Consider the following 12,659-nt stretch of genomic DNA (forward strand, 5'->3'; position numbering starts at 1 on the left):
GACGGTCAACGGCGGCTGATCAGCAGGCCGAGCACCAGGCCGATGGCGGCCGACAGACCAAGTGCCTGCCACGGATGCTTGTGCACATATTCCTCGGTGGCATCGACGGCGATCTTGCCCTGCTCGCGCAGGCTGGCCTCGGCGTTGTGCAGGGTTTCGCGGGCCCGGCCCAGGCTGCTGCGAATGTCGTCACGCAGCGCTTCAGCCTGTTCGCCTGCGAGGCTGGCGGAATGATGCAGGAGCTTCTCCGTGTCGCTGACCAGGGCCTGGAATTCATCCAGCAGGGCGTCCTTGGTGCTCTGAGTAGCGGCTTTGTTTTGCATGGTGAGCAGTCCTCTGCGTTGGGGTATGTAAAGTTTACGAGTGCGCTGCGGCGCGAGGGTTCCGCAAGAATAGTCGGGGAGTGACCGGGGTGGCGCTTGGTATAGCGCTTGCATTTTGCTGGTGCGCGAGAGTCGCGAAGCGCCCCGAGATGGGGCTCTCTCGGCTCGGCTCAGGATGGTCGATATCGCGCGTAACCAATTGATTAACAAGAATTAAGCATCATTCTGCCGATCGGCTGTGGCGCCATGTTGGGGCCTCCTGTCGGCACTTATGAAGGGCGCGCAGCGGGCGCTGGCTGCATTGTGGTGCGCGCTTTGCGTTTTCTGCCTCTGTTTGGTGCTTTTTCTCCAACCCCGGAGTTTTCATCCTCGATGGAAAACATCAACAGTGCCGTGGCCACTCTGATCCACGGTTCCAATACCCTGTTCATCCTGCTGGGTGCGATCATGGTGCTGGCCATGCACGCCGGCTTCGCCTTTCTCGAGGTGGGTACGGTGCGGCAGAAGAATCAGGTCAACGCCTTGTCGAAGATTCTCTCTGACTTCGCCATCTCGGCCCTGGCCTACTTCTTCATCGGTTACTGGATCGCCTACGGCATCAACTTCCTCGAGCCGGCGGCGGTGCTGACCGAAAATCACGGCTATGGTCTGGTCAAGTTCTTCTTCCTGCTGACCTTCGCCGCAGCCATCCCGGCGATCATCTCCGGGGGCATCGCCGAGCGCGCCAAGTTCGGCCCGCAGCTGTGCGCCACGGCGCTCATCGTGGCCTTCGTCTATCCCTTTTTCGAAGGCATGATCTGGAACGGCAACTACGGCCTGCAGGCCTGGCTGGAGGCGCGTTTCGGCGCCGGCTTCCATGATTTCGCCGGTTCGGTGGTGGTGCATGCAATGGGCGGCTGGCTGGCCTTCGGCGCGGTGATACTGCTGGGGCGGCGCAACGGCCGTTATCGCGACGGCAAGCTGGTGGCCATGGCGCCGTCGAACATTCCGTTTCTCGCGCTCGGTTCGTGGATCCTGATCATCGGCTGGTTCGGCTTCAACGTCATGAGCGCGCAGACGCTCGAGGGCGTGAGCGGTCTGGTGGCGGTGAACTCCCTGATGGCCATGGTCGGCGGTACGGTCGCGGCCCTGCTGGTTGGGCGCAATGATCCGGGCTTCCTGCACAACGGCCCGCTGGCCGGTCTGGTGGCGATCTGCGCCGGCTCTGATCTGATGCATCCGATTGGCGCCCTGGTTACCGGGGCCATCGCCGGTGCGCTGTTCGTCTGGGCCTTCACCGCGACCCAGGTGAAATGGAAGATCGACGACGTGCTGGGCGTCTGGCCGCTGCACGGTCTGTGTGGCGTCTGGGGCGGCATCGCCTGCGGTATCTTCGGCCTGGAGGCCTTCGGCGGCCTGGGTGGGGTGAGCCTGGCCAGCCAGGTGATCGGCACCGCGCTGGGGGTGCTGGTGGCGCTGGTCGGTGGCTTCCTGGTGTATGGCGTGGTCAAGGCGCTGCTGGGCATCCGCCTGAGCCAGGAAGAAGAGTTCAACGGTGCCGACCTGTCGGTACACCGGATCGGCGCCGTCAACGCGGACTGATCTGCGGCGTAGGGTGCGCCATGCGTACCCTACGGCTGCACAGCGTCCCGCGCTCGATCAGGGGCGCATAAAAAAGCCGCGATCCCGAAGGGTATCGCGGCTTTTCTTCGCTTGCGCTGCGTCAGTCGCGGCGGCCCTCGACCGGCTTGCCTTCGACCGTGCCTTCCTTGAGCATGATCTGGTATTCCTTGCCGTCCTTCTCCACCTGGTGCAGGCGCACCAGCAGGTGGCCCCAATCCTTGGCGAACCAGAGCACGGTCTTGCGCGCGCTCTGGGTGGGATCGCGCACGCGTTCCACCTTGATCGCGTCGATCAGGCCGGCCTTGGTGCGCACCACTTCTTCGCCAAGCACGCGGAAGTCGTAGGTTTCGATCTCGTCACCGTCCACCACCTGGTAGCTCACGCTTTTCTTGCCGGCAGCCACATCCTGCTGCAGGGCGAGCTGGTAGGTGGACTTGTCCAGCAGGCCGCGGTTGAGCGGGAAGCGCACCGCATCGCCACGGTCGTTGCCGATTACCTGCTTCTGCTCCCAGTCGAAGTCCTGCTCGACCTTCTTGCCCTTGCCCAGGCCGCTGCGGTTCAGCCGATAGGTCAGGGGCAGCAGGGCGCCGTTGTCGACGCGAAAGGTACTTTCCTCGCTGAGGCTGGCCACCAGCATCGAGGCCTGGAAGCTGAGGGTCCAGCGACCGTCGTCGGTGCGCTTGAGGCTGCGCTCGGCGCTGCCGCTGACCGGCAGTTGCTTCCAGTCCGCGGTATAGCTGGCGGAGAACGGATGCAGTTCGCTGGCAAGGGCGGGCAGGCTGAACAGGGTCAGGGCGAACAGCAGGGCACGACGCATAGAGTCTCCTAGGTTCGAATCAGGTGGCCGCTGGCAGGCAGCGGCTCGCCATCCAGCATTGCGCCTTGGGCGCCAAGACGCAAGCGGCCTTCGGCAAACCAGCGTACGGCCAGCGGGTAGATCTGGTGCTCCTGCTGATGCACGCGGCGCGCCAGGCTGTCGGCCGTATCGTCCGGGGCCACTGGCAGCACAGCCTGTACGACCAGAGGGCCACCATCGAGTTCCTCGGTGACGAAGTGCACGCTGCAGCCATGCTCGGCGTCGCCGGCGTCCAGCGCTCGCTGATGGGTATGCAGCCCCTTGTATCGGGGCAGCAGCGAGGGGTGGATGTTGAGCAGGCGGCCGCTGTAGTGCTGGACGAAGCCCGGCGTGAGGATGCGCATGAAACCGGCCAGCACCACTAGGTCGGGCTGGTGGGCGTCGATGGCTTGCATCATGGCGGCGTCGAAGGCCTCGCGGCCGTCGAACTGCTTGTGATCCAGCACTTCGGTGGCGATGCCGGCGTTCTGCGCGCGCACCAGACCGTAGGCATCGGCGCGGTTGGAGATCACCGCGGCGATGCGAGCCGGATTGTCGCCTTGAGCGGCGCTGTCGATCAGCGCCTGCAGGTTGCTGCCTGAACCGGAGATCAGGACGACGACATTGCAGGGCATCAGTGGGTTTTCAGGTTGTTCAGCTGAACCTGGGCGGCGCCTTCTGCCGCTTCGGCGATCTGGCCGATGACCCAGGGCGACTCGCCGCTGGCGCGCAGGCTGGCCAGCGCTGCTTCGACCTGATCCTGGGCGACGCAGATGACCATGCCGACGCCGCAGTTGAGCACGCGATGCATCTCGTGCTCGTCGACGTTACCTTTCTCCTGCAGCCAGTCGAACACCGCCGGACGATTCCAGCTGGCCACGTCGATCACCGCCTGGGCGCCTTGCGGCAGTACGCGCGGGATGTTGTCCAGCAGACCGCCGCCGGTGATGTGGGCCATGGCCTTGACCGCGCCGGTGTCCTTGATCAGCTGGAGCAGCGGCTTGACGTAGATGCGCGTCGGCGCCATCAGCAGATCGGCCAGGGCCTTGCCGCCGAGCTGCACCTGTTCGATGTCGGCACCGGAGACTTCGATGATCTTGCGGATCAGCGAATAGCCATTGGAGTGCGGGCCGGAGGAGGGCAGAGCGATCAGCGCGTCGCCGGTGGCAACTTTCGAGCCGTCGATGATCTCGCTCTTCTCCACCACGCCGACGCAGAAGCCGGCCAGGTCGTAGTCTTCACCCTCGTACATGCCCGGCATCTCGGCGGTTTCGCCACCGACCAGGGAGCAGCCAGCCAGCTCGCAGCCGGCGCCGATGCCGGTGACCACGGTGGCGGCCACATCGACGTTGAGCTTGCCGGTGGCGTAGTAGTCGAGGAAGAACAGCGGCTCGGCGCCGCAGACCACCAGGTCGTTGACGCACATGGCGACCAGATCCTGGCCGATGCTGTCGTGCTTGTTCAGGTTCAGCGCCAGGCGCAGCTTGGTGCCGACGCCGTCGGTGCCGGACACCAGCACCGGCTGCTTGTAGCCGGCCGGAATCTCGCAGAGGGCGCCGAAGCCGCCCAGGCCACCCATGACCTCAGGACGGGCAGTGCGCTTGGCCACGCCTTTGATGCGTTCGACCAGGGCCTCGCCGGCATCGATGTCGACGCCTGCGTCCTTGTAGCTGATGGAGGGTTGCTTGCTCATAGATCCGGGCCTTTGAAAGGAGTTCGTGTAGGCGCCGACGTGGCGCAGGCCCAACAGGGGAGCCCGGCGCGCGTACCGGCTGGCGAAGGCGCGCGATTTTATCAGGCTTGCCCGGTAGCGGCCACTCGCGTGCATGCGCTTCGTCGCGGGCAGCGGCTCAGGTTGCCGGGGCAGGAGTGGCTGTTTAAGGTATACGCCTTTGCGCACGCCGATAGCTGCCTGTCAGGTGTGCCGCCATTCCTTTGCGAGAGCCCGCCATGCGCCTGTGTGTCCGCCTGATGTTCTTCTGTCTGTCGCTGCTGAGCCTGCCGGCTCTGGCTGCGCCGGTTGCCGGCCTGTATCAGGTGCGCGAGGCGGTGGCCGATCAACAGCCGGAGAGCCGCGACGCCGCCATGCAGAAGGCCCTGCAGACGCTGGTGCAACGCCTCACCGGGGATGCCAAGGCGGCCCAGAGCAGTGCGCTGGAGAGCCTGCGCAAGGACCCGCAGCAGATCGTCAGCCAGTACGGCTATGAGGATGACGTGCTGGTGGTGGAGTTCGACCCGGCCAGCACCGATCGCCAACTGCGTCAGGCTGGCCTGGCGCTGTGGGGAGCCAACCGTCCGGCGATCCTGGCCTGGTGGCTCACCGAGTCGCCCGAAGGCGCGCAATTGGTGGGCGAGAGCCAGAGCGCTGCCGCTGTCCTGCGTAGCGCAGCCCAGCACCGCGGCCTGCCGTTGCGCCTGCCGCTGGCGGATCTCAGCGAGCAACTGCTGGGCACCGCGGACGTGCTGCTGGCCAACGATCCGCAGGCGCTGCGTGAGGCCTCCGAGCGTTATGCCGCCGATGCGCTGCTGGCGGTACAGGCCAGCGAGTCGGGCGGCAACTGGCAGGCGACCTGGCGCCTGTGGCTGGGCGAAGAGCGTGAGCAGGGCAAGGCCGAGGCGGCCGACCAGGCCGCGCTGGCCGATGCCGTGATGCTGGCGGTGAACGAGCGCCTGGCGCCGCGTTTTCTGGTCAAGCCGGGGGCGGCGCAGAGCCTGACCCTGGTGATCGAAGGGGCCGACCTGAGCCGTTTTGCCGCGCTGGAGCGTCTGCTCGAACCCTTTGCCGCACGTTTGCAGGAGATCGATGGCCAGCGTCTGACCTATCAGGTCAATGCCAGCCCGGAGCAACTGCGGGCGCAACTGGCCCTGGGGCAGTTGCAGGAAGTCGATGAGCCGCTGGATGCCGGCGAGTCGCTGGAGAATGCCGATGAGGCCGGTGCACCAGCGCCGCAGGTGAAGCCGCGCACCAATCAGCTGCGCTTCCGCTGGTAAACTGCGCCCCGGGGCGGGCCTTGCCGCCCCAGTCCGTTTCGCGGCGCCGGTAGGGGGCCGTGGCTCATCGAGGATCCGAGCATGACCGATTCCAACCGCTGGCTATGGATGGCTGGGCTGTTTCTGCTCGGCTGGCTGCTGTATCTGCTGCACCCGATTCTTTCTCCCTTTCTGATCGGCATTCTGCTGGCCTACCTGGGCGATCCGCTGGTCGATCGCCTCGAGCGGCATCGCCTGTCGCGCACCGGCGGGGTGGTGCTGGTGTTCACCCTGTTCGCCCTGGTGCTGCTGATCATGTTGCTGGTGCTGGTGCCCATGCTGGGCCGGCAGCTGGTGCGCTTGTATCAGCTGGCGCCGGAAATGCTCGACTGGCTGCAGGGTACCGCCTTGCCCTGGTCGCAATCGCATCTGGGGCTGCAGAACGATCTGCTGCAGGTCGATCAGCTCAAGCAGGTGTTCTCCGACAACATTGGCAAGACCACCGACGTGCTCAGGGCGGTGCTGGCCCAGGCGACCTCCTCGGGCCTGGCGCTGCTGGCCTGGCTGGGCAATCTGCTGCTGATTCCGGTAGTCAGCTTCTACCTGATGCGCGACTGGGATGTGCTGGTCGAGCGCGTTCGCCGTCTGTTGCCGCGTCAGCGGGAGGCGCTGGTGGTCAAGCTGGCTGGCGAGTGCCACGAGGTGCTTGGTGCCTTCCTGCGCGGGCAACTGCTGGTGATGCTGGCGCTGAGCATCATCTACTCCGCCGGGTTGATGCTGGTCGGGCTCGAGCTGGGCCTGCTGATCGGCGTGCTGGCTGGCCTGGCCAGCATCGTGCCCTATATGGGCTTTATCGTCGGCATCGGTGCGGCGCTGACCGCCGCGCTGTTCCAGTTCGGCCTCGACCCTTATCCGCTGCTGGGCATCGGCGTGGTGTTCATGATCGGCCAGATGCTCGAAGGCATGCTGCTGACCCCGCTGCTGGTGGGCGATCGCATTGGCCTGCACCCGGTCGCGGTGATCTTCGCCATCCTCGCCGGTGGCCAGCTGTTCGGCTTCACCGGCGTGCTGCTGGCCTTGCCGGTGGCGGCGGTGATCATGGTTTTGCTGCGTCATGCCCATGATTTATATAAACTTTCCGGCCTTTACGGTGAATCGCCCGCAAGCGATTGATTTATATGGTGTTCTCCCGTGGTCGCTACTGGGAGTGTCGATGAAGTGTCGAAACCATCCAAGGGATTGAAGCGAACCGCATCACGCAAGTGAGAGGGCGACAGGTGTGCATAGCGCATGGTCATGGTCAGCGACGAATGCCCCAGAATCTCTTTTAGCGTCAGGATGCCACCGCCGTTCATAATGAAGTGACTGGCGAACGTATGCCGTAGTACGTGGCTTGCTTGCCCCCTAGGCAGCCTGATACCGCTGGCCTTAAGCGCTATGCGAAAGGCGCGCATACAGCAGGTAAAGCGGCCGTATTTGTCGAAGTGGGCAGTCAGGCGTTTCGCTAGGTCCGAGCTAACCGGAACAGTGCGAACACGCTTGGACTTGGTATTCACGAACGTCACCGTATCGTTCCTTACCAATTCAGGTCTCAAGCCCTCAGCCTCTGACCATCGAGCACCCGTTGCAAGGCATAGTTCAGCCACCAGCCGAACGCTGCTGGACCGGCTTTTATCAAGCGCTTCGATCAATTGAGGAATCTGCTTAGTCGAGAGATACGACAGTTGGGATTCCTGGAACTTGAGCGGCTTAAGCTTTGCGAGAGGGCTGGCATAGTCGATGTCACCCAAGCGATAAAGCTCATTGAAGACCGTCTTGAGATAGGACAGGCGATTGTTAATCGATTTAGGCTTGGCGCCGCCTTCTAACTCACGGCGACGAAGATCTACCACAGCCGAACCGTTGAGCTTGCGTGCTATTGGATCGCGCAGACGCTTGGCCATGAGCTTGAGCACATTCATGCGACGCTTACCGCTGGTGATCGCATGGCCGTGCAGGTCATACCAGCGCTGAATCACCTCCGTCAGGTGGCGGTTATCCTTAGGCTTGGGATTCCAGTCGCGCGGCTGAATACACTCAGTACGGCATTTTGCTTCGAATCGCTGGGCCTCAGCCTTGGTCTTGAGCGTCTTGCGAAAGCGCTTGCCCTTGACTGGCTCTACATCGACTTTCCAGCGCCCATCTGGCAGTTGTTCGATAGCCATCAGACGGCACGCCCCCACCGGACAATTCGCTCCTCGAGGCGTTCGGCAATCATTGCCCGTATATCCTGCCCAGTCATTCCCTTGTCGCGATAGTACGAGCGAATCAGCGGCCAAAAGGGCAGGCTCTTGAGCGCCTTATAGGTCTTTTTTGCATCGACGCCTTGCCTTGCGGCCAGCGTAATAGCGTTGCCAACGGTCAAGTCGATGTTCTTGCCGCTGAAGCCGGTAGCCGTCTTGTATTTGCGCTTGTACTCGGTCTTATCGACCAGGGAGGTGACACCCGTTTCAACACGAACGTCGTCGCGAATTAGCTGCCAGAACGCATCAAGCAGACCAGGACGAGCCAGCAGGCGGAAGTTAGTGAGGCCATAGCGCCAAAGCCCATCAAGGTGAGGGGCGAACTCAGCGAAAGTGCGCGTTTCAATGAGCTGGCCAGACTCCAGGGAGCAGCTACCCGCAGCGAACTGATTAACCACCGAATGGTGATAACGCAGCTCACAGCGCCATACCGGCTGTTCAGGATCGTAGTTGCCAGCATCATCAGCATCGAACGGATTGTCGCCACGACGCCAGACAGTTTCCCACCAATCCAACTTATCGATAGCCTTGGCCTGAAGCGTTTTGTTGTACAGGCCTAGCTGGCAGGCGCCAGCAGAGCCGAACATATACGACTGACCACGACCATAGGTCGCTGACTTATCGGCCCATTCGAAACTGTTGATGCCGTCGAAACGACGGTGCGCAGTGGCCTTGCAGTGGAGGCGGGCGGTTATGTCGTCTGGAGGCGTCCACCCCTGAAAATCAAGCGCGAGGTGCACAGCGCATTGCTTAGGCTCAACTGCCGACATGCACTCATGGGCGAGGCGATCCATAACAGCTTGGAGTCGGTCGGGCTCATGCGCGTCAATAGCATGGGGTGACACTTCGATCTTGAGGTGAGGGCCAATCACATCGACCTTGCAGTTGAAATTCTTGATCAGCAGGATCAAGCCCAGGTCGGCATTTTGGAGCTTGAATTGATACCCCGAGTCGCGTCCGACGCGTGAAGCATGGAAGCGGTATCCCGCGAAATCGACCATGCCGGGCTTGTCACCGAACAGCGACAAGAAGTCAGGTCGCAGGAGACCAGCGTAAAGCTGGCGAACGGTATCGACGCCACAGCGAAGCAGGCGAACGCCCGACAAGTCGGTGAATCTGGCCAGATGCTGGTCGAAGAAGTGACGCCCCTTGGAGCTTTCCTCTACCTCACCGTTGGCGCCGAAGAAAACGCGAATTTGATCCTTAGCCCTAGACACAAAACACCCCTTATTGACCTTTATTGACCGTTTTCACTGTTCTTTTATTGACGTGCTACAGGGACGTCCCTGCGGTGCGCGTGGGTTGCTCCGGCGTTCTGGCTATGGCTCGCGATAGGTGTACGAGAGCCTTCGCCGTTCGGCCGACGTGGCAAGCCACGGCGGGCCTCACGGCTCCGGCTTAAAAGCTTGAACCGTCTGTTGAGGAACCTTGCCCCAGTTGTCCAGGGGCCAAGCGCGGGCGACGTATTGGACGTCACCCTTGCTAATCAAAATGCCGTAGTCGTGACGTTCGATAGCCCAGCCCAGGGAGGCAACATCCTTGCGCGTCATACGCTCTTTAAGGCGATAGCTGCTATCCACGAAGTCGAGACGAAATTCAAAGGCGGGCTGGCCCGGCTCAGGCTTGATACGGTCCATAATGCCGGAGAGCCTTAGGTCGTATTGCTGCGCGTAACGGTCGAGATAGTCGATAGGAGCACGCTTGGTCTCAGCATGCTGCTGCGAGGTATCCGCCGCTTCATCCGCGCGGGATTGCTGAGCAGACCGCGCAGGAGGCTGTTCTGGCGGCAGTTCAGCGGCCAAGGGCTCATCTGGCGGTGTGAAAAATCCGACTACGGTATAAATCGACCAGCCCAGGACAGCAGCGAAACAGGCAGCCCAGAGCTTGTGCTTAGTCTGGAACACCGAGAAACGACCATCCTTATAATTCTCAAGATTGGTAGTAGTGGCGCGGACCGAACTGTAAAGCTTGAAAAAGTCTTTATTGTACGGCTTTTTGCCATCGCTCATTTTGCGATACTTATTGCGACCAGTATTAGTAAACGACGCCCAGTGAAAGTGGTCGTCTTTGCCTTGCATATCCAACTTAGTGAAGCGCGTATAACGCTGGAGGCGCTTGCGCCAAGTAGCGTGAAGCTCAGCCAAGTCTTGACCCATGATCAGCACATCTATGCCCAAGTGGCGATGTTCTGTAATGAACTTTGACCACTCAGCCGGCAAGGGCTGGCGATCAGGCGGCCAGTACTGGTTAATTTCGTCCCATATCCAGAGGCAGTCAGGAAGCTGGCTTTGTAAAAAAGCCTCTTTAATCCACTTTACCTTTTGATCTTCATCAAGTTCATCAGGCGGAACAAGAGAAATAAGCAGCCGCTTGATAGTAGGCAAAGGTAGCGAGAGATAGTCACTAAAAGCCTCATAGTTGATGCCATGAATATTGGTAACAACTGTTCGGCCTGCATTAATTGAGTCAATTATGTGTTGCATAGCATCTGCGCTTTTGCCAGAGCCAGGCATGCCCTCATTACCGAAGATCATGATTAACCCCTTACCATTGGCCGAGCGTGATCGCTTTACGAGTTAGGCGAAAGACTACACCGGCGCCGATAATTGATAGAGCGGCGGGAATGCCAAAGAAGGCAACGAGATATTGAACATCATCGTTAAGCCCACTAAAAGCGGTTTGAAGAAGGCCGCCAGATATAAAGGACGGCACAGGAATTAAGCCAAGGAGATATATGGCCCCATCCAAGATACCGCGAAGAAAGATCAAAGGGAGATCAGAGAAGAACTCAAGGATATCCTTGAGCATACCAAGGAACCACTCAAATATGCGGCCAATCCACCGGAATAGCGCAGTAAACCAGCTAACTATCGTCTGAATCATGAGTCACCTCAGAGGAGTGCAATACGAATGGCCGCGTATACGGCGACTAGATAAATAACCGCACGAATCCATGGCCCATACTGAATAAACCAGGGCAGGCACAAGTAATCGAACGTGAGATTGATAGGCATGGAAGCGCCTAGAACTTGCATCTGATGGTTGAATGTCCAGACCGGGCAAGAACCACTAACATTAACGTCAAATAGACCGCTGACTGCCTGAATAATTGGAATGGCTGCAACGCGAGAGGCGTAGTCGTCTAGGTAATCCTCTTTTGTTTCATCGAGAGGTGTGTACTGATCCTCATAAGCCGGGCCATCACAGCCCTGGCCATTACACGGAATCGGTTCTTCATCTTGCTTTTCCTCAGGTTGCTCCTCCTGTTCGACGTCCTCAGATTCTTCATCAGTTGTATCTGAAACAGGAACCCCATCTGTTTTAGTAACTATTTGAGTAGTGCGGCGATAATCATAATAAGTCGGCCCATAAGTAATTTTATAGTTATTAGTGGTGGTCGTGACTGTCTGAGTGGCGACGCCATTAGAACCAATAGAGTTTGTGGTCTTTGTTGTGGTAGAACCCGGAACTGTTGCCGGTCCAGTCAAAGCGCTTTGCTCTTTTAAAGAGTTGAAGCATGCGCCAGGGCTAGGCGAGCCATTACAAGAATCTTTAAGTAGGTTCTTAATCCAATCGGCATTTTGTTGGTTGGCGATATCAAACATTAAATCATAATCAGCATCAGAGAGCGCAGTTAATTCTGAAACAGCGCACGACTGCAAATCTTGATCATAGTATGTTGGAGCTGTACATTGGCCAAACTTGCGAGAGGATGCAGTAGAGTGATTATTATAGTAAAGACCATCGCTAACACGAATGGCATCGGTGACAGCTTGAGCAAGATCACCTACAACAGTTATACGCCTATTTACAAATTGGAGTGTTGGTGTATCAACCCAAACAGTATTGAAGTAATCATTGGGTGTGGCAAATCGCGGTGAAATACATTGGGTAGTCGACGTGCCGCCGCACCAAAAAAGAGTGTTTGAAGTTGTAGGGACTGGCTTTTCCTTCAAATATTCACCGTTAGGGCCAACTACGGCATCAATTTGATCGAGTAGGAATTGAAGGCCTACTGCAACGCCGACACCAATAACACCACCGCGCATACCGTTTTTAACATGATTAAGGGTGCGAGGAATGGAGTAATCAATTTTAGGCAGTATGCCGCGAACTGGAATCTTCTTACCATCTACGCCAAGAATAACCTCGCCCTCAAGAGGCTGGCCTGGGACAGTTAAATTATTACCAGTGCGCGTAACGGGGGCGCCAGGATTATTAACAACACTTTGACCGGACGGCATAGAAACATGCTTTCGCGTTGCAGCCTGAACAGTACTCAGGCCGAATACAACGCAAAGCACACAAGTGAGCCAGAGAGCGCGCCGGTAAATGCCGCGAGTACCATCCATATCATTTTCCTCACCTCAAATAGAAAGGCCCCCAAAAAGGGGGCCTAGTTGTCCCCGTAGGGATTGCAGCGGGATTAGCGGAACATGCCCGCCACTTTGTTGACCGCCCACTTGGCGAAGCCAGGGGCGATCTTGATGGCACCCATCGCAACGATGGCGGCAACGGCACCGGTAGCGACCGGCACCGACACCATGTCGGAGTAGTCGATATCGGCGGCGAAGACCGGCACGGAAGCGACGGTGGAGAGCACGACGGCATAGCCGGCGCGTTGCAGCAGAGCGATTTTGCTCATAG

13 protein-coding genes are annotated in these 12,659 nt (G+C 59.5%); 3 read left to right on the plus strand and 10 right to left on the minus strand.

The genetic code is table 11. From position 1 onward, the window contains the following. Nucleotides 1–5: 5 nt before the first annotated feature. A complete protein-coding gene (locus L1F06_RS07585; protein ID WP_003244295.1) occupies nt 6–323 on the minus strand; it encodes an ElaB/YgaM/YqjD family protein in 318 nt (105 codons plus the stop codon). A gap of 372 nt (nt 324–695) precedes the next feature. On the opposite strand from L1F06_RS07585, the gene L1F06_RS07590 reads away from it, so the two are divergent. Next, the gene (locus L1F06_RS07590; RefSeq protein WP_003244297.1) at nt 696–1,904 is read left to right on the plus strand and encodes an ammonium transporter; all 1,209 of its coding nucleotides are present in this window, start codon (nt 696–698) and stop codon (nt 1,902–1,904) included. Between the two features lie 121 nt (nt 1,905–2,025). Here L1F06_RS07590 and L1F06_RS07595 read toward each other — a convergent pair whose 3' ends face one another. From L1F06_RS07595 to purM, 3 genes are read right to left on the minus strand one after another with little or no spacing between them, the layout of a single operon-like run. Beyond that, the gene (locus L1F06_RS07595; RefSeq protein ID WP_003244299.1) at nt 2,026–2,742 is read right to left on the minus strand and encodes a DUF3108 domain-containing protein; all 717 of its coding nucleotides are present in this window, start codon (nt 2,740–2,742) and stop codon (nt 2,026–2,028) included. Nucleotides 2,743–2,750: 8 nt separating this feature from the next. After that, a complete protein-coding gene (gene purN / locus L1F06_RS07600; RefSeq protein ID WP_129483163.1) occupies nt 2,751–3,395 on the minus strand; it encodes a phosphoribosylglycinamide formyltransferase in 645 nt (214 codons plus the stop codon). Then, nucleotides 3,395–4,453: a phosphoribosylformylglycinamidine cyclo-ligase gene (gene purM, locus L1F06_RS07605; protein WP_129483162.1), complete on the minus strand. Its 1,059-nt coding sequence runs from the start codon at nt 4,451–4,453 to the stop codon at nt 3,395–3,397. The genes purN and purM overlap by 1 nt, the downstream gene beginning before the upstream one ends. A 257-nt stretch (nt 4,454–4,710) precedes the next feature. Between purM and L1F06_RS07610 the strand changes: the two genes are divergently transcribed. Continuing rightward, complete coding sequence (locus L1F06_RS07610; protein ID WP_003244304.1) at nt 4,711–5,751, plus strand: DUF2066 domain-containing protein; 1,041 nt, start codon at nt 4,711–4,713, stop codon at nt 5,749–5,751. Between the two features lie 81 nt (nt 5,752–5,832). Then, nucleotides 5,833–6,903: an AI-2E family transporter gene (locus tag L1F06_RS07615; RefSeq protein WP_129483161.1), complete on the plus strand. Its 1,071-nt coding sequence runs from the start codon at nt 5,833–5,835 to the stop codon at nt 6,901–6,903. Here the strand turns inward: L1F06_RS07615 and L1F06_RS07620 are convergent. From L1F06_RS07620 to L1F06_RS07645, 6 genes are all read right to left on the minus strand, one after another. After that, on the minus strand, nt 6,876–7,934 hold the full coding sequence (locus L1F06_RS07620) for a phage integrase (RefSeq protein WP_129483160.1): 1,059 nt from the start codon (nt 7,932–7,934) through the stop codon (nt 6,876–6,878). The genes L1F06_RS07615 and L1F06_RS07620 overlap by 28 nt on opposite strands. After that, nucleotides 7,934–9,229, minus strand: a complete 1,296-nt coding sequence (locus L1F06_RS07625; RefSeq protein WP_177491185.1) for a hypothetical protein — start codon at nt 9,227–9,229, stop codon at nt 7,934–7,936. The genes L1F06_RS07620 and L1F06_RS07625 overlap by 1 nt, the downstream gene beginning before the upstream one ends. A 168-nt stretch (nt 9,230–9,397) precedes the next feature. After that, nucleotides 9,398–10,546: a zonular occludens toxin domain-containing protein gene (locus L1F06_RS07630; RefSeq protein ID WP_129483159.1), complete on the minus strand. Its 1,149-nt coding sequence runs from the start codon at nt 10,544–10,546 to the stop codon at nt 9,398–9,400. Nucleotides 10,547–10,556: 10 nt separating this feature from the next. After that, nucleotides 10,557–10,820 carry a DUF2523 family protein gene (locus L1F06_RS07635; RefSeq protein WP_177491182.1) on the minus strand — a complete coding sequence of 88 codons (264 nt, stop codon included), beginning with the start codon at nt 10,818–10,820 and terminating at the stop codon, nt 10,557–10,559. A gap of 83 nt (nt 10,821–10,903) precedes the next feature. Further along, on the minus strand, nt 10,904–12,364 hold the full coding sequence (locus L1F06_RS07640) for a hypothetical protein (protein WP_129483157.1): 1,461 nt from the start codon (nt 12,362–12,364) through the stop codon (nt 10,904–10,906). A gap of 74 nt (nt 12,365–12,438) precedes the next feature. Next, nucleotides 12,439–12,657, minus strand: coding sequence for a hypothetical protein (locus L1F06_RS07645; RefSeq protein WP_129483156.1), 219 nt, complete (start codon nt 12,655–12,657; stop codon nt 12,439–12,441). Between the last annotated feature and the right edge of the window lie 2 nt (nt 12,658–12,659).

The sequence above is a fragment of the Pseudomonas hydrolytica genome (assembly GCF_021495345.1).
Classification (GTDB): Bacteria; Pseudomonadota; Gammaproteobacteria; order Pseudomonadales; family Pseudomonadaceae; genus Aquipseudomonas; species Aquipseudomonas hydrolytica.

Bases quoted from the DNA above. Each gene is read 5' to 3' on its own strand.
- L1F06_RS07585 (WP_003244295.1), bottom strand. From the start codon at position 323: ATGCAAAACAAAGCCGCTACTCAGAGCACCAAGGACGCCCTGCTGGAT.
- L1F06_RS07590 (WP_003244297.1), top strand. From the start codon at position 696: ATGGAAAACATCAACAGTGCCGTGGCCACTCTGATCCACGGTTCCAAT.
- L1F06_RS07595 (WP_003244299.1), bottom strand. From the start codon at position 2,742: ATGCGTCGTGCCCTGCTGTTCGCCCTGACCCTGTTCAGCCTGCCCGCC.
- purN (WP_129483163.1), bottom strand. From the start codon at position 3,395: ATGCCCTGCAATGTCGTCGTCCTGATCTCCGGTTCAGGCAGCAACCTG.
- purM (WP_129483162.1), bottom strand. From the start codon at position 4,453: ATGAGCAAGCAACCCTCCATCAGCTACAAGGACGCAGGCGTCGACATC.
- L1F06_RS07610 (WP_003244304.1), top strand. From the start codon at position 4,711: ATGCGCCTGTGTGTCCGCCTGATGTTCTTCTGTCTGTCGCTGCTGAGC.
- L1F06_RS07615 (WP_129483161.1), top strand. From the start codon at position 5,833: ATGACCGATTCCAACCGCTGGCTATGGATGGCTGGGCTGTTTCTGCTC.
- L1F06_RS07620 (WP_129483160.1), bottom strand. From the start codon at position 7,934: ATGGCTATCGAACAACTGCCAGATGGGCGCTGGAAAGTCGATGTAGAG.
- L1F06_RS07630 (WP_129483159.1), bottom strand. From the start codon at position 10,546: ATGATCTTCGGTAATGAGGGCATGCCTGGCTCTGGCAAAAGCGCAGAT.
- L1F06_RS07635 (WP_177491182.1), bottom strand. From the start codon at position 10,820: ATGCTCAAGGATATCCTTGAGTTCTTCTCTGATCTCCCTTTGATCTTT.
- L1F06_RS07640 (WP_129483157.1), bottom strand. From the start codon at position 12,364: ATGGATGGTACTCGCGGCATTTACCGGCGCGCTCTCTGGCTCACTTGT.
- L1F06_RS07645 (WP_129483156.1), bottom strand. From the start codon at position 12,657: ATGAGCAAAATCGCTCTGCTGCAACGCGCCGGCTATGCCGTCGTGCTC.